At 70.1% G+C, this 21,871-nt stretch carries 18 protein-coding genes; 6 read left to right on the forward strand and 12 right to left on the reverse strand.

Annotation, left to right across the window (positions count from 1 at the left end; translation table 11 throughout):
• Window positions 1-298: 298 nt before the first annotated feature.
• The 5 genes from FOH10_RS28515 to FOH10_RS28535 all read right to left on the reverse strand — a co-directional run bounded on the left by FOH10_RS28515 (window position 299) and on the right by FOH10_RS28535 (window position 5,775).
• Window positions 299-1,324 (reverse strand): hypothetical protein, encoded by a 1,026-nt coding sequence (locus FOH10_RS28515; RefSeq protein ID WP_143982996.1) that lies wholly within the window; start codon window positions 1,322-1,324, stop codon window positions 299-301.
• A 292-nt stretch (window positions 1,325-1,616) separates the two neighbouring features.
• A complete protein-coding gene (locus tag FOH10_RS28520; protein ID WP_029925400.1) occupies window positions 1,617-2,135 on the reverse strand; it encodes an ImmA/IrrE family metallo-endopeptidase in 519 nt (172 codons plus the stop codon).
• A 10-nt stretch (window positions 2,136-2,145) separates the two neighbouring features.
• Window positions 2,146-3,513 (reverse strand): hypothetical protein, encoded by a 1,368-nt coding sequence (locus FOH10_RS28525; RefSeq protein WP_143982997.1) that lies wholly within the window; start codon window positions 3,511-3,513, stop codon window positions 2,146-2,148.
• 419 nt (window positions 3,514-3,932) lie between these two features.
• Complete coding sequence (locus FOH10_RS28530; RefSeq protein WP_143982998.1) at window positions 3,933-4,844, reverse strand: SDR family oxidoreductase; 912 nt, start codon at window positions 4,842-4,844, stop codon at window positions 3,933-3,935.
• A 136-nt stretch (window positions 4,845-4,980) separates the two neighbouring features.
• Window positions 4,981-5,775 carry an SDR family oxidoreductase gene (locus FOH10_RS28535; RefSeq protein ID WP_425326108.1) on the reverse strand — a complete coding sequence of 265 codons (795 nt, stop codon included), beginning with the start codon at window positions 5,773-5,775 and terminating at the stop codon, window positions 4,981-4,983.
• A 50-nt stretch (window positions 5,776-5,825) separates the two neighbouring features.
• Here FOH10_RS28535 and FOH10_RS28540 point away from each other — a divergent pair, with 50 nt between their 5' ends.
• The 5 genes from FOH10_RS28540 (at window position 5,826) to FOH10_RS35310 (ending at window position 13,201) form a co-directional block, all read left to right on the forward strand.
• Complete coding sequence (locus FOH10_RS28540; protein ID WP_039809088.1) at window positions 5,826-6,590, forward strand: enoyl-CoA hydratase family protein; 765 nt, start codon at window positions 5,826-5,828, stop codon at window positions 6,588-6,590.
• A gap of 5 nt (window positions 6,591-6,595) precedes the next feature.
• Complete coding sequence (locus FOH10_RS28545; RefSeq protein WP_143982999.1) at window positions 6,596-7,471, forward strand: CoA transferase subunit A; 876 nt, start codon at window positions 6,596-6,598, stop codon at window positions 7,469-7,471.
• Window positions 7,468-8,223, forward strand: coding sequence for a CoA-transferase subunit beta (locus FOH10_RS28550; protein WP_143983000.1), 756 nt, complete (start codon window positions 7,468-7,470; stop codon window positions 8,221-8,223). The genes FOH10_RS28545 and FOH10_RS28550 overlap by 4 nt, the downstream gene beginning before the upstream one ends.
• A complete protein-coding gene (locus tag FOH10_RS28555) occupies window positions 8,220-9,308 on the forward strand; it encodes an NAD(P)H-dependent flavin oxidoreductase (RefSeq protein ID WP_143983001.1) in 1,089 nt (362 codons plus the stop codon). Before FOH10_RS28550 ends, FOH10_RS28555 begins: the two co-directional genes overlap by 4 nt.
• A gap of 446 nt (window positions 9,309-9,754) precedes the next feature.
• The gene (locus FOH10_RS35310) at window positions 9,755-13,201 is read left to right on the forward strand and encodes an AfsR/SARP family transcriptional regulator (protein ID WP_221937888.1); all 3,447 of its coding nucleotides are present in this window, start codon (window positions 9,755-9,757) and stop codon (window positions 13,199-13,201) included.
• A gap of 5 nt (window positions 13,202-13,206) precedes the next feature.
• Here FOH10_RS35310 and FOH10_RS28565 read toward each other — a convergent pair whose 3' ends face one another.
• The 5 genes from FOH10_RS28565 to FOH10_RS28585 all read right to left on the reverse strand — a co-directional run bounded on the left by FOH10_RS28565 (window position 13,207) and on the right by FOH10_RS28585 (window position 17,180).
• Window positions 13,207-13,635, reverse strand: coding sequence for a DUF4189 domain-containing protein (locus FOH10_RS28565; protein WP_143983002.1), 429 nt, complete (start codon window positions 13,633-13,635; stop codon window positions 13,207-13,209).
• 68 nt (window positions 13,636-13,703) lie between these two features.
• Window positions 13,704-14,336 (reverse strand): hypothetical protein, encoded by a 633-nt coding sequence (locus tag FOH10_RS28570; protein ID WP_221937889.1) that lies wholly within the window; start codon window positions 14,334-14,336, stop codon window positions 13,704-13,706.
• 68 nt (window positions 14,337-14,404) lie between these two features.
• Window positions 14,405-15,787 carry a uracil-xanthine permease family protein gene (locus tag FOH10_RS28575; protein ID WP_143984369.1) on the reverse strand — a complete coding sequence of 461 codons (1,383 nt, stop codon included), beginning with the start codon at window positions 15,785-15,787 and terminating at the stop codon, window positions 14,405-14,407.
• A gap of 196 nt (window positions 15,788-15,983) precedes the next feature.
• Window positions 15,984-16,436, reverse strand: coding sequence for a YbaB/EbfC family nucleoid-associated protein (locus tag FOH10_RS28580; protein ID WP_143983003.1), 453 nt, complete (start codon window positions 16,434-16,436; stop codon window positions 15,984-15,986).
• A 168-nt stretch (window positions 16,437-16,604) separates the two neighbouring features.
• A complete protein-coding gene (locus FOH10_RS28585; RefSeq protein WP_143983004.1) occupies window positions 16,605-17,180 on the reverse strand; it encodes a TetR/AcrR family transcriptional regulator in 576 nt (191 codons plus the stop codon).
• A gap of 106 nt (window positions 17,181-17,286) precedes the next feature.
• Here FOH10_RS28585 and FOH10_RS28590 point away from each other — a divergent pair, with 106 nt between their 5' ends.
• Window positions 17,287-18,720 carry an FAD-dependent monooxygenase gene (locus FOH10_RS28590; RefSeq protein ID WP_244961410.1) on the forward strand — a complete coding sequence of 478 codons (1,434 nt, stop codon included), beginning with the start codon at window positions 17,287-17,289 and terminating at the stop codon, window positions 18,718-18,720.
• A 1-nt stretch (window position 18,721) separates the two neighbouring features.
• Here FOH10_RS28590 and FOH10_RS28595 read toward each other — a convergent pair whose 3' ends face one another.
• Both FOH10_RS28595 and FOH10_RS28600 read right to left on the reverse strand, forming a co-directional pair.
• Window positions 18,722-20,548 carry a multicopper oxidase family protein gene (locus tag FOH10_RS28595; protein WP_143983005.1) on the reverse strand — a complete coding sequence of 609 codons (1,827 nt, stop codon included), beginning with the start codon at window positions 20,546-20,548 and terminating at the stop codon, window positions 18,722-18,724.
• 158 nt (window positions 20,549-20,706) lie between these two features.
• On the reverse strand, window positions 20,707-21,858 hold the full coding sequence (locus FOH10_RS28600; protein ID WP_143984371.1) for an acetyl-CoA C-acetyltransferase: 1,152 nt from the start codon (window positions 21,856-21,858) through the stop codon (window positions 20,707-20,709).
• Window positions 21,859-21,871 lie beyond the last annotated feature (13 nt).

Consider the following 21,871-nt stretch of genomic DNA (forward strand, 5'->3'; position numbering starts at 1 on the left):
GTACACCCCTGCGCGGAGCAGATATGCGCACTCCTGGCATATCGCTGCGCGGGGTCCGAGCACATATCGGTGAGACGACCTCCCCTGGTGTACATCGCGCAGATTGTCGGGCGATGTACCGGATACGGCCACGGGGGGTCGTTTCGTTTTGCTGGATTTCCGATCGAGTTGTGCAAACCGCACACGCGATCTGTGCACAGTGCACTTTCAGATGCACACAACGGTCAGGACCATCGCCATTCCGGCGCACTTATGACCGGAATCCACCGAAAGGTGGACCCCGGTCGAATAGAGCGTTTCAGCGCTGCGCGGACGGCTGACCGGCCCCACTTTCCAACGCCTCGTCGAAGGCGCGAGCAATGGCCTGAGCCCAGCCGCGTGGGCTCACGCCGGGGGGCGGGGCGATCCATCGACCGTCGACCACGGTCTCGCCGAAGGGATTCCGCGCCCACAACGCCACCCGCTCGGCCCGTTCGGCCACCGATTCGGGCGGCGCGCCGGCATCGGCCAACTCCACGCCGCCACCGGACTGCAGGAACAGGGCGTCCATGATCTGCGCCACCTGGTCGGATGCCTTGAGCTGGGTGGTGGACCCGGTCTGATCCTTGGTCACCACCTCCGGGAAGCGCGCCACCAGCACCCGGTGCAGGGTGCGAATCTCCCGCAGCAGCAGGCGAGCTCGCAGCCAGAGCTCGATCACGATCCACACCGCGCCCATGGCGATCAGCAGTGACGCGATCTGCCAGGCGGGCCAGAACCAGTCCGGCTGCTGCGGTTTCGGCATGGCGGCGTGATCGATCTCACGTCGCAGCGACAGTGTCGACAGCACACCGACCACCAGGGTGCCGGTGGTGTAGAGCGCGATGCCGCGGCCCAGGGTGGTCCAGTCCAGGTTGCGCACGCCGGTGACGACGATGAAGACGCAGCCGAGCAGGGCGACCACCCAGCCGAAGGTGGTGGACCACACCAGGGTGATGGTCATGGCGATGAGGCCGCCCGCATAGATCATCCAGGAGATCTGGCGCAGATTCCGGCGTGACACCACCGGCCACGCCGCCGCGGCCACCACCGAGGTCGCCGTCACGAACAGCGTCCAGAGCATGGGAGTGAGCCTGTCGGACAACCACATTCCGCGCACCCCGGCCGGCGCGATGTGATCGACCGCCACCGCCACATCCGGAATCGCCACGGTGGAGGCCGCCGCGACGGACGCCACCGCGATCACGATCGCCACCCGCGCGGTCGTCGCGGGTTTGACGAGCACCCGGCCCACCCGCGCCCCGGCCGCCATCCAGACCAGTAGAGCCGTCAACCAGAAGGTCATACTGTGTCCTCCCGCTCGAGGGGGTGACCATGATCACGCACGCTGCCTCCTCCGGGCCCTGCCCCGGTCAGCAGCGTCCGGCGCGGATGCCCGGGGGGCCCTCCGTGGTTACGCACGCTGCCTCCTCCGGGCCCTGCCCCGGTCAGCAGCGTCCGGCGCGGATGCCCGGGGGACCCTCCGTGGTTACGCACGCTGCCTCCTCCGGGCCCTGACCCGGTCAGCAGCGTCCGACGCGGATGCCCGGGGGACCCTCCGTGGTTACGCACGCTGCCTCCTCCGGGCCCTGCCCCGGTCATCCGAGTGCCTCGTCGAAGCGCAGGACCGAGACGCCCGCGCCGCGGCTGTTGAATACGCGCAGTCGGGTCATGAGCATGTTCGCGAAGGTCTCCGCCTCCCACTCGCACAGTTCGTCCTCGCCGAGATCCACGATCTGCTGGTGCGCGCGCTGGCTGAGCATGTAGGCGATGAGGTCCTCGCTGGCCTCCAGCGTGACCTCGGTCGCGGCCTCGCCCGGATGGTCGAACACGATATGGCCCAGCTCGTGCGCGAGCGTGTGCTCGCGCGTGGGTAGCGCGGCGGCCAGCACGATCACATCGCGGTCCGGGTAGCTGCGGCGCTGACCGCACACACCCGGCCCCAACTGCGCGCTGGCGATCTCGATGGGCCGCCGCCGCTCCAGCGAGATGGCGTCGACCACCTCGTCGAGGGTGGTGGCGTCGAAATCGGCGGCGACCGCGCACACCGCGTCGACGGCGGCCGCCACCCGACGGTAGGACCTGCTGGCGCTGCTATGCGCTCGACTCTCGGTCATCGCTGCCCCCTCACGCCCTCGGGCCGAAGAACTGGGCGCGCGCGGCATCGATCCGCGCCTGCGCCGCGGACGCGCTCTGCGCGCTCACCGCACCGGAACCCACGCCCGCCAGCGTGAGCGCAATGAGTCCGCCGATGACCGACAGCAGTTTGATCGGTGGCAGCAGACCCGAGTCGGAGGTGGGCCGCACCTGCGGATCCGGCTGTGCCAGCACCGGATCGGGCGCCGCCGGCGGGGCGGGAGGCGCGGGCGGCGCCGGAGCCGCCTCCACCGCGGGCGGCACGACCAGCGGAGCCACCACGGGCAGCGGTACCTGGGGTGCCGCGGGTGCGGGCGGTTTCGGAATCTCCAGCGGTACGGGCGGGGGCACCGGTGCGGGTGTCGGCTGCGGGATCAGCAGAAGCAGCAGCGGGGAGGCGCAGACGGCGGCCGAGCCGACCCCGGCCGAGCCGAGCGCGCCCGAACCCGTCGCCGCCGAACCGGCACCCGCGGAACCGACCGCCGCCGAACCGATCCCGGCAGAACCGACGGCCGCCGAACCGACCCCGGTCGAACCGGTCGCGGCCGAGCCGAGCGCGGCCGACCCGGCACCCGAACCCGTCGCGGCGGACCCGGCGGCGGACCCCGCACCCGCGGAGCCCACCCCGGCCGAGCCGACGGCCGCCGAACCGGTACACAGCGCGGCCAGCGCGGCCGACCCGGTAGCGGCCGATCCCACTGCCGCGGAACCCACAGCGGCCGAACCCGTCCCGAGCCCCGCCGAACCCGTGATACCCAACAGCGTGGCGAGAGTCGCGGCGGCCGAACCCGTCCCGACAGCGGCGGAACCCACTGCCGCCGAACCGGTCCCGAGTCCGGCCGAACCGGTGAGGCCGAGCAGTGCCGCCATACCCGCGGATCCGGTGCCGAGTACGGTGCCCGCACCCAGACCGGCGGAACCCACTGCGGCGGAACCCGTTCCGAGCGCGGCGGAACCCGTGGTCAGGGCGGCGGAACCGGAGCCGACGACCACCGAACCGGCTCCCGCGCCCGCCGAGCCGAGGGCGGCCCCGGCCGAGCCGGTGGCGGCGGAGCCGGTACCCAGGGCGGCGGAACCCGTTCCGCCGACGGCGGATCCGGTGGCGGCGGAGCCCACGCCCGCCGAGCCGGTGGCGGCCGAGCCGATTCCGGCCGAGCCGGTGCCGAGCAGTGCGCCGACCAGATCCCACGGACCGGCGGCGGGAGTCGGCTCCAGGGGTGCTTGGACGGGCTGGGGTTCGGGCGCGGGTTCGAGGTCGATGCCGCCGGGTTGGGCCAGGGCCGCCATGGGCCCGAGCAGCGTCGTACCGGCGACCATCCCGGCCACCGCCACTATGCGCAAGGTGCGACCAACACTCACGCGACAGCCTTCCCCTCATCGGTTTTACTGCGCAGTCCAATCGCCCGGTCGCCCCGATTGCCGGACCTTTGCGGAACGCGGGTCATGCTACCGACAACCCACCCACCCCGCACAACTCTTCCCGGCATTAGGGGCTGCAACCAACCGTACGTCCACCCCCGCCCCGACACGCCGAATATCACAAACCGCCCCAGGACAATTCGGGCGTAACACCCGCACCACCGCGCAGCTCACCCCACCCGGCGCACCATTGTGAGACTGCCTGGTCCGCACGCGACCGATTGGTTTGCTGTGTCGGAAACGAAAGAGGTTGCGGGAGAGTGGTCCACCATAGCCGCCATCGCGAAATGTGATGATGGACACAAACAAACGTCGCCGGTACCCCGCGAGCGGTACCGGCGACGTGAGATCTACGAGTGCTATGCCCCGTAGACCGGCTCGGGTTCGGTGGCCTTGCTCAGCAGATCGCGGACGACCGGACCGAGCTCGGCGGGCTCCCAGCGCGCGCCGCGGTCCACCGAGACGCCGTGCCGCCATCCGTCGGCGACGGTCACCTTGCCGCCCTCGACCTCGAACATGCGACCGGTGACACCGGCGGAGTCCGTACTGCCCAGCCAGACCACCAGGGGTGAGACATTCTCCGGCGCCATGGCGTCGAAACCGTCCTCCGGGGCCGCCATCATGTCCGCGAAGACGGTTTCGGTCATGCGGGTGCGCGCGGCGGGCGCGATGGCGTTGACGGTGATGCCGTAGCGCGCGAACTCCGCCGCCGCGGTCAGGGTCAGGCCCGCGATACCGGACTTGGCGGCGGCGTAGTTGCCCTGGCCGACACTGCCGAGCAGACCCGCGCCGGAACTGGTGTTGATGATGCGCGCCTCGGGCCGCCGCCCCGCCTTGGATTCGTTGCGCCAGTACTCGGCGGCATGCCGCATGGGCGCGAAATGGCCCTTGAGATGGACCTTGATCACGGCGTCCCACTCGTCCTCGCCGAGATTCACCAGCATCCGGTCCCGCACGATGCCCGCATTGTTGACCAGCACGTCGAGGCGGCCGAAGGTCTCGACGGCGGTGGCGATCAGGCGGCGCGCACCCTCCCAGTCGGAGATGTCGTCACCGTTGACCACGGCCTCGCCGCCGAGCGCCTTGATCTCCTCGACCACCTGCGCGGCCGGGGAATCGGGGCTGGGCGCACCGTCCAGTTCGGCTCCGAGGTCGTTCACCACGACCTTGGCCCCGGCGGCGGCGAAGGCGAGGGCGTGCGCGCGGCCGATGCCCCGGCCCGCACCGGTCACGATGACCACACGCCCGTCGCAGATCTTGTTGTCCGTCATATCGATACCTCTGTGTCAGAAGAGTTGAGGATCGGGGGCCCAGCCCCCGCGCCCCCGATGGAAGAGCGGTGCCGACCGACCGGGGGCCCAGCCCCCGCGCCCCCGGCGGCAGTGCGGTTCTCGGGGTCCCACCCGGCTAGCCCCCCGCTGCCGAGGGCACCTCGGCGGTAGAGGCGTCCAGGAAGGCGGGTTTCTCGCCGCCGCCGTGGACCAGCAGGGTGCCGCCGCTGATGTAGGAGGCCAGCGGGGAGGCCAGGAAGGCGGCGGAGCGGCCGATGTCCTCGGGGGTGGCCAGGCGCTGCAGCGGGACGGTGCCGCTCACCGCGGCGATGCCGTCGTCGTCGCCGTAGTGCAGGTGGGAGCTCTCGGTCTCGACCATGCCGCAGATGACCGAATTGATCCGCACCTTGGGTGCCCATTCGACGGCGAGCGACGAAACCAGGCTGTCCACACCGGCTTTCGCGGCACCGTAGGCGGCGGTGCCGGGCGAGGGCCGGTGCCCGCTGACGCTGGAGATCATCACGATGGAACCGCCGCCGCGCTGTCGCTGCATCACCTCGTTGGCGGCCTGCGACACCAGCAGCGGCGCGAGCAGGTTCAACTGCACGATCTTCGAGTGGAAGTTGGCGCTGGCGTCGGCGGCCAGCGCGAAGGGCGCGCCACCGGCATTGTTCACCACCGTGTCGAGCCGCCCGTACTTCACCACGACGGTGTCGACGAGTTTCCGCACCGAATCCGGATCGCGCACATCGCACGGCAGGAAGTCGATCGCCCGGCCGTCCACCTCGACGGGCGCATCCGCGGGGCGGCGCGCACAGGCCACCACGGTCGCGCCGGCCTCCAGGAAAACCCGGCTGATCCCGGCTCCGACGCCGCGCACACCGCCGGTCACCAGGACGACGGAGCCGGAGAGGTTCACTTCGATTGCCACCGTGCTAACCTACCAAGCACTTGCTTGTTTTGCCAACGATGGGACATTCGATGGGGATCAACCGTCACACCGAATCCGACGGCGTGGAAGTCGTCACTGTCGACTACCCGCCGGTCAACGCCCTGCCCTCGGACGGCTGGTTCGCCCTGGCCGACGCCGTCCGCGAGGCGGGGCGCGACCAGAACACCCGGGTGGTGGTGCTGCGCGCCGAGGGGCGCGGATTCAACGCGGGCGTGGACATCAAGGAGATGAACCGCGACACCGGGCACACCGCCCTGATCCGCGCCAACCACGGCTGCTTCGAAGCCTTCGCCGCCGTCTACGACTGCGAGGTCCCCGTCGTGACCGCCGTGAACGGCTTCTGCCTCGGTGGCGGTATCGGCCTGGTCGGCAACTCCGACGTCATCGTGGCCTCCGACGACGCCACCTTCGGCCTGCCCGAGGTGGATCGCGGTGCGCTCGGCGCGGCCACCCATCTGGCACGCCTGGTCCCCCAGCACCTGATGCGCACCATGTTCTACACCGCCGGCACCCTCACCGCGCAGCAGCTGTACCACTACGGCTCCGTCTACAAGGTGGTGCCGCGGCCCGAACTCGACGCCGCCGCGATGGAGGTCGCCAAGAACATCGCCAACAAGGACGGCCGGGTCATCCGCGCCGCCAAGCGGGCGTTGAACGGCATCGACGTGCAGGACGTGCACCGCTCCTACCGCTACGAGCAGGGCTTCACCATGGAACTCAATCTCGCGGGCGTGGCCGACGAGATCCGGGCGCGCTTCGACGACGATCTGGCCGCGCAGAAGAAGGGGAAGTAGCAGCCATGCGCGACAAGCGAATGTCCCTGGACGACGTGGTCGGCGAACTGCGCAGCGGAATGACCATCGGCCTCGGCGGCTGGGGCTCCCGGCGCAAACCCATGGCCTTCGTGCGGGCACTGCTGCGGTCGGACATCACCGATCTGACCGTGGTCAGCTACGGCGGGCCGGACCTGGGGCTGCTGTGCTCGGCGGGCAAGGTGCGCAAGGCGTACTACGGTTTCGTCTCCCTGGACTCCGCGCCGTTCTACGATCCGTGGTTCGCCAAGGCGCGCACCGAGGGCGCGATCACCGTGCGGGAGATGGACGAGGGCATGGTGAAGTGCGGCCTGCAGGCCGCCGCCGCCCGCCTGCCGTTCCTGCCCATCCGGGCCGGATTGGGTTCGGCCGTCCTGGATTTCTGGGAGGGCGAGTTGAAGACGGTCGACTCCCCCTACCCGACCGACGGCAAGACCGAGACCCTGGTCGCCATGCCCGCACTCGACCTGGACGCCTCCTTCGTCCACCTGGACCTGGGCGACAAGCACGGCAATGCCGCCTACACCGGCGTCGATCCCTACTTCGACGATCTGTACGCACTGGCGGCGCAGCGCCGGTACCTCTCGGTGGATCGACTCGTGGACACCGACGAGCTGGTGAAAGCCGTTCCGCAGCAGGCGATCATCCTCAACCGCATGATGGTCGACGGCGTGGTCGAGGCCCCGGGCGGCGCGCACTTCACCTTCTCCGGCAGCTACGGCCGCGACGAGCGGTTCCAGCGCCACTACGTGGAGGCCGCCAAGACGCCCGAATCGTGGGCTGAGTTCAGGGCGCGCTACCTGGACGTCTCCGAGGACGAATACCAGTCCGCCGTCCGCGCTTTCGCCGAGGAGCAGAAATGAACGCCACCACCGTCACCCGGGCCGAGGTCTGCGTCGTCGCGGCGGCCGAGATCTTCCGCGGCGCGGGCGAGATCATGGCCAGCCCCATGTCCACCGTCACCACCATCGGCGCGCGGCTGGCACGGCTGACCTTCGAGCCGGATCTGCTGCTCTCCGACGGTGAGGCGCTGTTGCTCGCCGAGGTTCCGCCCATCGGGGGCAAGGCGCCCATCGAGGGCTGGATTCCGTTCTCCAAGGTGTTCGACGTGGTGGCCTCGGGCCGCCGCCATGTGGTCATGGGCGCGAATCAGCTGGACAGGTACGGCAATCAGAACCTGTCGGCCTTCGGTCCGCTGCAACATCCGACCCGGCAGATGTTCGGGGTGCGCGGCGCTCCCGGCAACACCATCAACCACGCCACCAGCTACTTCGTGCCCAAGCACAGCAAGCGGGTGTTCTGCGAGAGCGTCGACATCGTCTCCGGGATCGGCTACGACAGGATCGATCCGGAGAATCCGGCCTACCGGTTCCACCATCTGCACCGGGTGGTGTCGAACCTGGGCGTCTTCGACTTCGGCGGACCCGCGCACACGCTGCGCGCGCTGTCGCTGCATCCGGGCGTCACCGCCGACGAGGTCGCCGAGAACACCTCCTTCGAGATCGCCGGTCTGGCCGAGGCGGGCGAAACCCGGCTGCCCACCGAGGAGGAACTGCGGATCATTCGAACGGTGCTGGATCCCAAGGGTTTCCGGGAGAAGGAAGTGACATCGTGACCGCCCGGCTACGCACCCCGCTGACCGAACTGGTCGGCATCGAACATCCCATCGTGCAGACCGGGATGGGCTGGGTCGCCGGCCCCGGCCTGGTCTCGGCCACCGCCAATGCGGGCGGCCTGGGCATTCTGGCGTCGGCCACCATGACCTTCGCCGAGCTGGAAGCGGCCATCGCCAAGACCAAGGCGCAGACCACCAAGCCGTTCGGCGTGAATATCCGCGCCGACGCCAGCGACGCCTCCGAACGCATCGAACTGCTCATTCGCGAGGGGGTGCGGGTCGCCTCCTTCGCCCTCGCACCCAAGCAGGAGCTCATCGCGCGGCTGAAGGACGCCGGTGTGGTGGTGGTTCCGTCCATCGGCGCGGCCAAGCACGCGGTGAAGGTGGCGAAGTGGGGTGCGGACGCGGTGATCGTGCAGGGCGGGGAGGGCGGCGGGCACACCGGTCCGGTCGCCACCACCCTGCTGCTGCCCTCGGTGCTCGACGCCGTGGACCTTCCCGTGGTCGCCGGTGGCGGCTTCTTCGACGGGCGCGGGCTGGCGGCGGCGCTGTCCTACGGCGCGGCCGGGGTCGCCATGGGCACCCGCTTCCTGCTCACCCAGGAGAGCAGCGTGCCGGACGCGGTGAAACAGGAGTATCTGCGGCGCGGACTCCAGGACACCGTGGTCTCCACCAAGGTCGACGGCATGCCGCACCGGGTGCTCAATACCGAACTGGTGCAGCGGCTGGAACATTCGGGCCGAACCCGCGGGTTCGTCGCCGCGGCGGCGAACGCGCTGAAGTTCAAGGGCATGACCGGCATGACATGGTCCACCATCGTCAAGGACGGTCTGGCCATGCGCAAGCACAAGGACCTCACCTGGTCGCAGGTCATCATGGCGGCCAATACCCCCATGCTGCTGAAAGCCGGTCTGGTCGAGGGCAATACGCAGGCGGGTGTGCTGGCCGCGGGCCAGGTCACCGGCATCATCGAGGACCTCCCCACGGTCGCGGACCTCATCGACCGCATCATCGACGACGCGGTCGCCCGCATCGACGACCTGAACTCCTACCGCGTCACCGACCCCGAATCCGCGACCGCCTGAACCCTGCGACCGCAGGCCCCTGCAACCGCCCGACGTGTGCATCACGGCCCGGACCCGTGACCGATCTGTGCGTCACGGCCCGTGCCCGTGACCCCCTGAGCCGCGCGGCAGACACGATTCGCCGCGCAACCCGACGGATCCGGACCATCCCGTCCGATCCGCGGCGCGACCACCACCTACCGGTCGCGCGAGCCGCCCCCGGTTCCTCTCGCCCGGGGGCGGCCTTCGCGCTTTTCAGCGGACTGGGCAACACCGCCCTCGCACCTGCAAGCGCCGACCTGCGGCAAAGCATTCGACCTATGCTGTCTATCGGTGAGGATTCGAGCCCCGCTGCCCCTGCGTGCGGTTGTCATCGCTCGCGGATACCGCCCGCTGTGCTGAACGGCGGGAACGGCAGGGGTGGCGGACGCGGGGTCGGCGCGCCCCGGAATCTGGAGAATGGCGGTGTGCGCGTAGATGTGCTGGGGCCGCTCCGGGTGGAGGTGGACGGCCGGACCGTCGGGGTGGGCGGTGCGCGGCTGCGGGCGCTGGTGACGCGGTTGGCGTTGGACGCGGGACGTGTCGTGGGGGGCGCGGCGCTGGTCGAGGCGTTGTGGGCGGACGGGGTACCCGAGCATCCGGCGGCGGCTTTGCAGTCGGCGGTATCGCGACTGCGCAGAACACTGCCGGCGGCGGTGGTGTGTGCGGAGGCGGGCGGGTACCGGCTCGACATTCCGGCCGACGCCGTGGATGCGGTCCGCTTCGAGACGCTGGCGGGAGAAGGGCGGCGCGCGCTGCGGGCGGGGCGGGCTGGGGCGGCCGAGGAGCTGCTCACCAGGGCATTGGCGCTGTGGCGCGGGGAGCCGCTGGCCGATGTCGCCCGGCTGCCGTTCGCGACCGCGCCCATCGCACGGCTGGCCGAAGTGCGGCGGCAGGCCGTAGAGGACCGTGCCGAAGCGCGACTGGGCCGCGCCGACCCGGCGCTGCTGTCGGCCGAACTACGCGAACTCGTCGCCGCCGATCCGCTGCGGGAGCGTCCACGGGTACTGCTGATCAGGTCCCTCGCGCACGGCGGCCGCCAGGCCGAGGCCCTGACCGCCTACGAGGCATACCGCGCCGTGCTCGCCGAAGAGCTCGGCGTGGACCCGCCGCCCGAACTACGCGAGCTGCATCTGCGACTGCTGCGCGGCAACCCGCCACTCGACACACACCCGCCTGCCGAACCACGCGAGCCGCACCCACAACCGTCGCGCAGCAACCTGCCACTCGACACGCACCCGCCGACCGAACCACGCGAGTTGCATCTGCAACCGCCGCGGTTGCATCTGCGACTGCTGCGCGGCAATCCACCACTCGACACACACACCGAACCACGCGAGCCACACCCGCGACCGCCGCGCGGCGTCCCGTTGCCGGGCGCGGGAAGCGCGGCCGGGCGGGTGGGCGGCAACCTTCGCGCTCCCCTGACCAGCTGTATCGGCCGCGTCACCGAACGGCGTGAGGTTGCCGAGCGGTTGCGCGACGGCCGCCTGACCACACTGGTCGGTCCGGGTGGGGTCGGCAAGACCCGGCTCGCCGTGACCGTCGCCGCCGAGGTGTCCGGCACCGTGTGGATCGTGGATCTGGCCGCCGCGGCGGAGCCCGACGGTCTGCCGCGGCTGCTCGCGCGAACCCTCGGCATCCGGGAGCAGGGGGATATCTCGGCGCGGGTAGCCGAGGCCCTGTCGGCCCCTGGGACGCTGCTCATCCTGGACGGCTGTGAACACGTCGTCGGCGCGGCCGCCCGGCTGGCGGACGAGGCGCTCGGTCGCTGCCCCTCCCTGCGAATACTCGCCACCAGCCGCGAACCGCTGGGCATCACCGGTGAGGCTATCTATCCGGTGCAACCGCTCGACCCAGCCTCCGCCGCAGCGCTTTTCATCGAGCGAGCGCGGGCGGTCCAGCCCGACTTCACAGCGGTCCAGCCCGACTCCACGGCGGTCCAGCCCGACTTCACAGCGGTCCGGCCCGACTTCACAACCGATTCCGGCGGCGTCGAACGGATCTGCCGCCTGCTGGACGGCCTGCCGCTGGCGATCGAGCTGGCCGCCGTACGCCTGCGGTCCATGTCCCTGGCGAGTCTGGTGGACCGCCTGGACGATCGATTTCGCATTCTGACCGCCGGTAGCCGCACCGCGCCGCCCAGGCACCGCACGCTGGGGGCGGTGGTGGCGTGGAGCTGGGACCTGCTCACCGATGCCGAACGCGCTGCGGCGGAACAGGTCTCGGTCTTTTCCGCGGGTTTCACGGTCGAGGCCGCCGAATATGTGGGCCTGACCGTGGACCTGCTGCACGGCCTGGTGGACAAGTCGCTGCTGACCTTCGGTGCGGGACGATTCCGCATGCTGGACACCATTCGCGAGTACGGATGCCAGCGGTTGGCCGACACCGGTCGCCTGCGCACCGCCCGCGCCGACCACGCCGCATGCTATCTGGAGCTGGCCGTACGGGCGGAACCGCACCTGCGCGGCTCCGGGCAACTCCCGTGGCTCACGCGTCTGGCGGAGGAACGCGAGAACCTGGACGCCGCCTTGCGTTTCGCCACCGCGAGCGGCGATACGGACACCGCCCTGCGATTGGCCGCCGCGCTGGGCATGTTCTGGACCGTGCATGGCGATCACGCCACCGCTACCGCGCGATTGCGCGCGGCCCTGCGCCTGCCCGGCGCGGGACCCGGCGACGCGCGGGCACGCGCACACACCGCGCTGCTGCTCAATGCGGTATTCGCCGGTGCCCCGGCCGAGGACGACACCGCCGTCGCGAACACCGACGTGACCACCGGGATCGAGAACACGCCCACACCAGGGAATCTCGCGACACTCGTCGCACCGGACACGCCGACCGCTGGCGAACCCATTCGCGGTCCTGTGACCGCCGTCGGCGCGGCAACGGTTACCGATCCGGCTCTCGCGGCCGAACCGCCGGACCCCTTCACGGTTCTCGTCCGCGCCCTGCGGGCGCTGTGCGACGGCGACTTCTCAGCCGGTGTCGCGACGGTAGAACCCAATCTGGCACACCGGGATTCGTGGCTGCGCGGCATGAGCTGGCTGGTGCGCTCGCTGCTGCACGGTGCGGCGGGCGATATCGGTCGCGGCAGCGGCGATCTCGAGGAAGCCGTGGCTGGATTCCGGGCGGCCGGAGAGCGGTGGGGATTGTCGCTGTCGCTGATGTCCCGGGCGAGCGTACTGATCACGGCGGGTGCGGAACTCGACGCCGCGCTCGGCATGCTGGACGAGGCGACCGCGCTCGCCCGAGAACTCGGCACCCATGACGGACAGCGGGTGTGGCTCGCCATGGTGCGCATCGACGCCGGTGACCGCGTCGGTGCGCGCGCGCAACTGCTCGAGACGTTGGACCGGGCGGCCGCACCGCGCGACCACGCCCTCGCACGCGTCGGCCTCGCCACCCTGGCCCGTTACGACGGCGATCTGGACGCGGCCCGGCGACAGCTCGACCTGGCCGAACCGCATTGCGCCGCACCGCCGGAACGCGCCCTCTACGCCACCGCGGCCGGATTCCTCGTCGCGGCGGTCGGCGATCTCGACGCCGCCGACCGCCACCTGTCCGAGGCACGAGCCCTGGCCGCATCCATGCCGGATCCGCCGATGCTCGCCCAGGTGGCGGTCGGCTCGGCGGAATTGCGTTGGCGGCGCGGCGATCCGCGCGGGGCCGCCGAACTGCTCGGCATCGCCGACGCGATTCGCGGCGGGCCGAACTCGGGCAATCCCGATGTCGCACGGCTGCGCCTCCGGCTCGACGATCGCGGTCGCGAGTACGAGACCGATTACACGCGCGGCCGCACCCTGGACCGGGCCCGGGCCGTGGCGGCACTCGGCTCCGGAGAGCCGCTCGAATCAGCCGCCCATCAGCCCTGAGGTACTCAGACGGCGTTGGCGGTGCACACCACGGTGTGCACCCACGCACCACTCAGTTCGGAGGAGCCGAAGCTGGCCAGCGGCGCGGTGGGCGTGTACTCGCCCAGGCTGGAATACGCCGCGTCCTCGGCCGCCTTTCGGGTCGGGCCGCTCGCCACGGCGAAGCCGTCGCCACTCTCCACGATGACCCCACACCCATTGGCCCACGACGCCCAGATCTCACAGTCGTCCATACCGCAGTCCGCGAGGGCGGCCTGCTCGGCCGTTTCGAAGCTCGGCGTGTTGACGCCAACGCCGGACTGCCACGTCAACGGACTGAAGGCTATCGAGGCGAACTGATCCCCCGCCGCATTCGCGGCGCCGGCACCGGCCAGCGATCCCACAACCAACCCAGCGGCGGCCACGAAGCCGCCGATCTTGCTCATCTTGCGCATATTGCGTGTTCCTCACTCACATAGCTCCGTTTCGGAGCTACAGCGATCATCCACGAAACGGCTGCGATTCACACTTTGGGCGCACGCTCGCGTTTCGCCAGGAACTCGGTACGGCAGCCGTCACAGCAGAACGCGTACAGCTCGCCGTCCAATTCCACTGTGGGAGTGTGCTCGTCGAGCGGCACCAGCACGCCGCACAGCGGATCACGCAGTGCCCGACCGGCTTCGGCGTCATCACGGTAGGGATCACTGAGCATGTCGACGAGATCGGTGGACGACACGGCCCTGCCGAGCATGCCGATACTGCCCTCGGTCACGCCGATCACGTGCACCTGCACCGTGGGGAGACGGTAGGGCAACTCCGAGTCGTCGAACTCGTCGGCGATGATCCGGGTCGCATACGAGATCAGGGTTTCGCTCAGATCCTTGCGCCACGGCCCCGGCACCGAGATGCGGACCAGGCAGCGCGGCGCATCCGTCGCCGCCAACTCGTTCTCGGCCACCACCCAGGTCTCCGGCTCGTGCACCACCACCTGGAACATCTCGGCGTAGACCGCCGCCGAGCGGGGAGCCATCCGCTCCCCCGTCCCGTCACCGTCGCCCAGTTCCTCGATCGTGCCGAGCCGCTGCGCCACCCGGCGCCGCCGCTCGGGGTCGAGAGCTCCACGGGATATGAACAATTCGATGAACATCATCGTCACAGCACCTCCTGGCTCGACCATGCCGGTGGGCGCTGTCGGATGACTGTCATCCCGCTGTCGGCGGGCGGCTACCGGGTGGGCGGCTCGTCGTAGGAGGAGGTGCCCTCGTCCAGCAGCGGCTCCTCCACCTTGAAATGCGCCGGGGCGAACAGGCGCAGCACGTGGTAGCCGGTGATCACGACAATGGTGCCCAGCGCGATGCCGGAGAGGGTGAAGTTCTCGGTGATCTCCATGCTCACATTGCCGATGCCGATGATCAGGCCCGCGGCGCACGGCACCAGGTTGAGCGGATTGCGCAGGTCGACCTTGGCATTGGTCCAGATCTGCGCGCCGAGCAGGCCGATCATGCCGTACAGGATGACGGTGATGCCGCCGAGCACACCGCCCGGAATGGCGGCGACCACCGCGCCGAACTTGGGGCACAGGCCGAACAGCAGCGCGAACAGGGCCGCCGCCCAGTAGGCGGCCGTCGAATAGACGCGGGTGGCGGCCATGACGCCGATGTTCTCGGAGTAGGTGGTGTTGGGCGGGCCGCCGAAACCGGTGGAGAGCATGGAGGCCGCGCCGTCGGCGGCGATGGCGGTGCCGAGTTTGCCGTCCAGATCGTCGCCGGTCATCTCGCCGACGGCCTTGACATGGCCGACATTCTCGGCGACCAGCGCGATGACCACGGGCAGCGCGACCAGGATCGCCGACAGCTCGAAGGCCGGGGCGTGGAAGTCCGGCAGGCCGATCCAGGCGGCGTCGGCCACCCCGGACAGATCCAGCCGCCAGTGCTCGGTGACCGCCCCGCTGCCTTCGGCGGAGGTGATCGGGCCGAGAATCCGGTCCAGCACCCACGACAGGCCGTAGCCGAACAGCAGCCCCAGGAAGATCGCGATGCGCGCCCAGAAGCCACGCAGCGCGACGACCGCCAGACCGGTGAACAGCATGGTGAGCAGCGCTGTCCACTGGTCCTGCGGCCAGTAGGTGGAGGCGGTGACCGGCGCCAGGTTGAAGCCGATGAGCATGACCACCGCGCCGGTGACCACCGGCGGCATGGCGGCGTGGATGATGCCCGCACCGAACCTGCGCACCGCCAGACCGATGAGGAACAGGGCCGCGCCGACCGCCAGGCAGGCGCCGGTGATGGTGGCGATACTGCCGCCGTCGGCCTTGATCACCGCGGCCACGCCCACGAACGAGAGCGAACAGCCCAGGTAGCTGGGCACCTTGCCGCGGGTGGCGAGCAGGAAGATGGCGGTGGCGACGCCGGACATCATGATGGCGAGGTTCGGATCCAGCCCCATCAGCACCGGGGCCACGAAGCTCGCGCCGAACATGGCGACCACATGCTGGGCGCCGAGCCCGAACGTGCGCGGCCACGACAACCGCTCATCGGGCTTGACGACCGCGCCCGGGGCGGGAGTCCGCCCGTCGCCGTGCAGCGTCCAACGCACGCCGAGGTCCATACTCACTCCGCTTTCTACGGGTCCGAACAATGCTGCGAGCATCGTAGGCGAGCAAACGCTCGGCTTCGCGCCACGGCGGAGGGGCGGCGTCCGATACCGGGAGGCCCGACCCCCACGAGCGTGAATGAGACTTCGACATGTGCACCCGGCCGGGAGCCGACGATCGGCGACGAGCAACCGGTCCCGCTGCGGCGGGCTAGAGGCCGTAACGCCGACGGATGTGCGGGGGTAGGGCGTGCGGGTTCTCGTCGGTGAGGTCGAGGTCTTCACCGGGAAGTTGCCGCGGGTGGCGGGGTGCGGGTCGGGCGGGCCGCTGCGTCGGCGGGTGGGGCTGCGTGCGCTCGGCGGACTCCGCCTCGATCTCGATGAAGTGGTGCAGCGCCGCGGCAATGGTCGGGTCGGTGACCAATTCCCGGCGCAGGTTCACAACCTGGTCGGCGGCCTGCCGTAGGGCTTCGTTGTGCGCGGCCGAAATCGACTGTGCCAGCACCGGGTCGGCGAGCTCGAGGGCGGTGATACGGCCATCGGCGGCCACCTCGATGCGGATCCCGGCCGCCGCCGCGGTTCCGCGCACCCGCTCGATCCCGTCCTGCACGCGGCGGGCCGTGCGGGCGATCTCCTCGAACCGTCCGGCGGCCGATGCCGACATGCTGACCTCACCTCCCGCGTCCGTGACAGCCACACCATCGCGCGATCGGCGTCGTTCTCACGCTTCACGTTCCTGCGCGGCTCAGATCGCGACGTGGCTCGGGTCGCACGGTCCATGGTGGTCGATCCGGTGCTCGTCGGGGGCGGATCGGGTGTTCTCGCACCGGTTTCAGGCGGATGGGTTCGGGGTTCCGTCGAAGTAGCGCTGCACCGTGGGGCCGAGCCAGGCGATGAGTTCGTCGGCGCTCATGGCCACCACCGGGGGCAGGCGCAGGACGTAGCGGCACAGGGCGACGCCGAGCATTTGGGTGGCGATGAGGCCCGCGCGGGTGATCGCGTCGGCCGGTTCGGCGCCGCGCGCCACGATCATGGGCACCACCTGGCCGCCGAACACCTCGCGCATCTTCTGGGCCGCACCGTCGTTGGTGACCGCGGCGCGCAGCAGGGCGGCGAGGGATTCGTCGGCGTCCCACCGCTGGACGGCGAAGGACATCAGGGCCGTGCCCAGGTCGGCGGCGGGGACGTCGGCGAAGTCCGGCAGGCGGAGGTCGATTTCGGCGGCCAGGGCGAACAGTTTGTCCTTGGAGCCGTAGTAGCGCATCACCATGGCCGGGTCGATGCCGGCGTCGGCCGCGATGGCGCGAATGGTGGCGCGGTCGTAGCCGTCGCGGGCGAAGCGTTCGCGCGCGGCGGTGAGGATCGCGGCCCGAGTCGCGTCGGACCGTCTGGTTCGTTCCGCAGTCATGTCAACAAGTGTAGGCCAACAAGTGTTGACCAAACGCCGTCGTGGCTCTATTGTTGTCAACAAGCGTTGGCCAACAGATGTTGACCGAATAAAACCCTTGGAGGACATGATGATTCCCGAAAAGACCGATGTCCTGGTGATCGGCGGCGGACCCACCGGACTCATGCTCGCCGGGGATCTCGCGCGAGCGGGCGTCACGGTGACCCTGGTGGAGAAGCACGCACACGGCTCGGAACTCACCCGCGCGTTCGGCGTGCACGCCCGCACCCTGGAGCAGTTCGACGCCCGCGGCATCGCGGACGAGGTGGTCAGCGGCGGAGCCACCCTGGACAAGCTGCGACTGTTCGAGCACGCCGTGGTCGATCTGGGCAAGCTGCTCGACAGCCGCTTCCCCTACCTGCTCATCACCCCGCAGACCCACGTCGAGGACGTGCTGCGCAAGCGCGCGCTGGAGGCGGGCGCGAATCTGGTGACCGCCGCCGAGCTGATCACCTTCACCGACACCGGTGACGGCGTCGACGCCGAGGTGCGCTACCAGGATGCGGTCCACCCCGTGCGGGCGCGGTACCTGGTGGGCGCGGACGGCTACCACAGCCGGGTGCGCGAAACCCTCGGCCTGGAGTTCCCCGGCAAGTCGGTGCTGAAGTCCATCACGCTGGCCGACGTGCAGCTCAGCGAACCGCCCCAGGATCTGCTGGCGGTCAACGGCGTCGGCGACGCCTTCGCCTTCATCGCGCCCTTCGGCGACGGCTGGTACCGGATCTTCGCCTGGAACCGCCGCAATCAGGTGCCCGACAGCGAACCGGTGACGCTGGAGGAACTGCGCGAGGTCGTCACCCGGGCGCTCGGCACCGATTTCGGCATGCACAGCCCGCGCTGGCTCTCGCGCTTCCACAGCGACGAGCGGCAGGTCGAGTCCTACCGGGTCGGCCGGGTGTTCCTGGCCGGCGATGCGGCGCACGTGCATTCACCCGCCGGCGGTCAGGGTATGAACACCGGCATCCAGGACGCCGCCAATCTGGGCTGGAAGCTCGCCGCGGCCGTGCAGGGTTGGGCTCCGGAGGGCCTGCTGGACACCTACCACGCCGAACGGCATCCGGTCGGCGCGGAGGTGCTGCGCAGCAGCGGCGCCATCATCCGCGCGGCCATGCTGGAATCCAAGCTCGGGCAGCTGGTGCGCAACACCCTGGCCGGTGGCGCGCTGTCGCTGCCGCCCGTCGCGCACAAGGTGGCCGGATCGCTGTCGGGCATCGGGTTCGCCTATCCGCGCAAGCACGGCACGGATCACCTGGTGGGCACCCGCGCCGCGGATGTCGAGCTCACCGACGGCCGGCTCTACGAGGCGCTGCGCGACGGCAAGTTCGTGCTGGTCACCGCCGCCGCGACGGCGGTGCACGGGCAGGACGACCGGGTCCGGATCGCCGTCGCCGCGGACCCCGACCAGCGGCCCATGCTGGTCCGCCCGGACGGCTACATCGCCTGGGTCGGAGCCCGGGGCGCCGTGGATCTGGATGCGGCACTGGCGGCTTGGGTCCACTGAGTCAGGACAGGATCCGGATCTGCGACATCATGTCGTGGTCGGCGTGGTCGAGATTGTGGCAGTGCCAGACGTAGCCGCGAATCTCCGGAGCCGCCACGGAATGTCCACCGTGCATGCCGCCGGGTGCGATCGCCTCCGCACCCGGCGGCACACGCAGTGCGGCATCCGGATCGAAGCCCAGCTCCGCCACCGACGGCCAGTGCACCAGCACCCGGGTGATGGTGTCGGTCGGACACTCCACCGTGTCCTTCCAGCCGTATTCCCATGGCGGTGGCAGCTGCTGGGGGCCGAGCGCGTACGGATCGGCCGACGGAGCCCAGCGAATTCCGAAGGCGGGCGGCAGATTCGACCACCAGTAGGCCGAGGTGAGAATGGGCTGCCGCCCGAGCACCCGCATCCGCGCCAGATGGATGTGGATGGGATGGTCGAAGGGCGTGCAGTTCACGATGTCCCACTGCTCCACCGATCCCGCCCGCGCGCGGTCGATGTCCTCGGTGAGGAACGGCAGATTGTTCTGCGACATCATGGTCGGGAAGACGGCGGCCGCGCGCGAATCGTCGTTGAGTCCGAGCAGCGTCATGGTGCGCACCGAATCCGGAACCGGCACCGGCGCAAGCGGTTCCGGTAGTCCCGGACCACCGCGCAGCACCGGCGGCACGATCGCGGGCGGCCCGCTCCCGGCCACCGCGAACCGCATGATGGGCCGCAGCTCCGGCACCATGAACACGGTATTGCCGAGATCGTTGTAGGCGGTGTTGATCAGGTCCACGGACTCGCCGTCGCGCATGCCGCTGAAATCCACGAGCAGGTCCACCCGCTCCCCCGGGCTGACGCGAATGGACGGCGTCGCAACCGGCGCGTCCAGCAGTCCGAGATCGGTGCCGATGGCCCACAGTGGCAGCCCGTTGGTGAGCTCGAAAATATAAGGGCGCGAATTGGACCCGTTGAGCAGCCGGAACCGGTACAGGGTGCGGCGCACCTCCAGACGCGGCCAGACCACCCCGTTCACGCACGCCACGTCACCCAACTGCCCGGACTGGTTGTAGCCCTCGGGAATGTAGATCCCCACCATGGGCTGGATGCTCCCGTCCGGGTTGAAGGTGCGGTCCTGCACGATCAGCGGGATCTCGAACTCCCCGGCGGGCAGTCCGAGCGGATTGTCCGCCGCTCCGGTGTCGAATTCGTCCCGCACGTAATACATTCCGGCCAGACCCGCCTGGATGTTGAGCCGGGTGATCCCCATGGCGTGATCGTGATACCACAGCGTGGCGGCCTCCTGGCGATTGCTCGGCTCGTAGGTGGCGCGGCGGCCGTTGCGCCAGGTGACGAGCGGATGTCCGTCGGCGTCCGGGGCGTTCGCGCCGCCGTGCACGTGCACCGTCATGCGGGGATCGGTGCGATCCAGCTCGGTGACGCCGTGCATGGTGAGGTCCACGTGCGAGGCGAGCACATGGGTGCCGAGTTCATTGCGAAAGCTGATGCGAGCCGGGTGATCTCGCCAGGCTTCCAGATTCGGTCCCAGATACGCCCGGTCGTAGCCCCAGGTGCGGGTTTCCGGCAGGTCGCGATGGAAGCGGTGCGTCCCCGACCGGGCCGCGAAGTTCCCGGCGGCGGGGCGGGTCTCCGGAATGGGCAGGGCGTCCACGAAGGGTTGCAGGGGCGGTGAGTGATAGTTGAGCGGCGTGATGGGCGGCGGCGGTATCGGGGGCACCGGCAGCGGTGCGGGCGGCAGCGGGACCGGGGCACCCGCCGCGGGCACGGCGAAGCCCGATGCGGCGATACCGAGAGCCCCCATCAGGAACCCCCGTCTGGGCAGGTTCTCACTCATGACCACACCGATTCTGCGCCGCGGTACCCGAGAGAGACCGAGGCTCTGGCGTTTTCGTTATCCAACAGACTCATCGGCCCGGACACCACCGCCATTACCCGCCGAAACGGCGGACGCCGCGCACCCGAGGGTGCACGGCGTCCGAATGCGACCGACGGTCAGCCCAGGCGTTCGATGATCGTCACATTGGCGGTGCCGCCGCCCTCGCAGATGGTGAGCATCCCGTAGCGGCCGTTCACCCGCTCCAACTCGTTGAGCAGCGAGGCGAACAGCTTCGCACCGGTCGCGCCGAGCGGATGGCCGAGCGCGATCGCGCCGCCGTTGACGTTCACCTTCTCCGGATCGGCCCCGGTCTCTTCGATCCACGCCAGCACCACCGACGCGAATGCCTCGTTGATCTCGATGACATCCATGTCGTCGATGGTCAGCCCGGTCTGCTCCAGCGCCCACCTGGTGGCCGGAATGGGTGCGGTGAGCATGAGGATCGGATCCGCGCCGCGGGCGCTCACGTGGTGGATGCGGGCGCGCGGGGTGAGGCCGTACTCCTGCACCGCCCACTCCGAGGCCAGCAGGGTGGCGCTCGCACCGTCGGAGATCTGGCTGGCCACCGCCGCGGTGATGCGGCTGCCCTCGGCGAGCGGCTTCAGGCCCGCCATCTTCTCCATGCTGGTCTCGCGCGGACCCTCGTCGATCCAGAAGTCTCCGACCGGCACGATCTCGCGGTCGAACTTGCCCTCGACGATGGCCTTGCGGGCGCGGTCGTGGCTGCGCAGCGCCCACGCCTCCATCGCCTCGCGGGAGATGTCCCACTTCTCGGCGATCATGTTCGCGGAATTGAACTGCGACACCTCACCGGTGCCGTAGCGGTGGTCCCAGCCCTGCGCGCCGACGAAGGGCGCGTCGAAGCCGTACTGCTGACCCGCGAGCATGGCGGCCGAGATCGGAATGGCGCTCATGTTCTGCACCCCGCCCGCCACGATCACCTCGGCGGTGCCGGACATGACGGCCTGCGCGCCGAAGGTGATGGCCTGCTGCGAGGACCCGCACTGGCGGTCGACGGTGACGCCCGGCACCGATTCCGGGTAGCCGGCGGCCAGCCAGGTGGTGCGGGCGATATTGCCCGCCTGCGGGCCGATGGTGTCGCAGCAGCCGAAGACCACGTCGTCGACCGCCACCGGGTCGACAGCGCTGCGGCCCAGCAGTCCCTGGATCGCCGCCGCGCCCAGGTCGGCCGGGTGCACCTCGGCCAGCGCGCCGCCGCGCTTGCCGACCGGGGTGCGCACGGCGTCGATCACGTACGCCTCGCGCATGGGGGCGTACCGG

This window comes from Nocardia otitidiscaviarum, assembly GCF_007362295.1.
GTDB lineage: Bacteria > Actinomycetota > Actinomycetes > Mycobacteriales > Mycobacteriaceae > Nocardia > Nocardia otitidiscaviarum.